Source organism: Halomonas sp. 707D4 (assembly GCF_024158685.1).
Classification (GTDB): domain Bacteria; phylum Pseudomonadota; class Gammaproteobacteria; order Pseudomonadales; family Halomonadaceae; genus Vreelandella.
This window is the reverse complement of record NZ_JAMZBD010000758.1, coordinates 1-1,025: the sequence shown is the minus strand read 5'-3', so window position 1 is coordinate 1,025 and position 1,025 is coordinate 1. Positions and strand designations below refer to the sequence as shown.

Below are 1,025 nucleotides of genomic sequence, written 5' to 3'. Positions count from 1 at the left end.
GAGAAAGCGCGACGAGCCGATGATCAAGCCCAGCACCAGCCCCACCGCCACTCCGAGGCCAAAGCCGATCAGGGTGGTCCAGAAGGTCTGCCAGGAGTGACGGCCGATGGGCCCGGCGTAGGTGATGAGCGCCTGGAGCGTCTCCAGGGCGCTGGGAAAGATGAAGCTCGGCACGTCGAAAAGGCGCACCGTCGCCTCCCAGATCAGCACCAGCGCCGCCACGGCGATCCAGGGCGCGAGGCGCTCGAGGGTTCTACTCGGTGGTTTCATGGCAAGCCTTTTAGCTTTCGCGCACGTCGCCGATCCGGCTGCGCAGCGCGTGCACCAGATCGATGAAGGGCTTTTCGTAGGTGGACTCGATCGAGCGCGGGCGCGGCAAGTCGATCTCGCGCTTCTCGATCACCCGCCCGGGGCGAGCGCTCATCACGTAGACGGTATCGGCGAGAAACGCCGCCTCGCGCAGATCGTGGGTCACCAGCACCACGGTGAAGCGCTGCACCTGCCACAGATCGCGCAGCACGCACCAGAGCTCTTCCCGGGTGAAGGCATCAAGCGCTCCGAAGGGCTCGTCGAGCATCAGAAGCCTCGGGCGGTGAATCAGTGCTCGGCAGATCGAGGCGCGCTGCTGCATGCCGCCGGAGAGCTGCCAGGGGTACTTGTCCGCGTAGTCGGCAAGCCCGACGGTGTGCAGGAGCGCTCGCGCCCAGCCCGCGAACTCCTCGCGGCGGCGGCGAAACTGGCGCCGGTAGGGCTCGACGATCTCCAGCGGCAAGAGGACGTTGTCGAGCACGGTGCGCCAGGGCAGCAGGTTGGCGTTCTGAAACGCCATGCCGGTGATCTTCAATGGGCCGTTCACCGGCTCGCCATCCACCCGTACCCGGCCCGTGGTGGGCGCGTGAAGCCCGGTGCAGAGCTTCATGAAGGTGGACTTGCCGCAGCCCGACGGCCCCACGAAGGCTACGAACTCCCCTTCCGCGATCGACAGGTCGATGCCTTCGATGGCGTTGTCCTGGCCATCGTAGGAG

General features: G+C 66.4%; 2 protein-coding genes. Both read right to left on the bottom strand.

Annotated features, from left to right (window positions below; all coding sequences use genetic code 11):
- Positions 1-270 (bottom strand): ABC transporter permease (locus BIS11_RS18495; protein ID WP_367399237.1); only part of this gene is annotated, 270 nt, incomplete at its 3' end.
- A 10-nt stretch (positions 271-280) separates the two neighbouring features.
- Positions 281-1,025, bottom strand: a 745-nt coding sequence (locus BIS11_RS18490; RefSeq protein WP_253586851.1) for an ABC transporter ATP-binding protein, incomplete at its 5' end; no start/stop codon positions are given.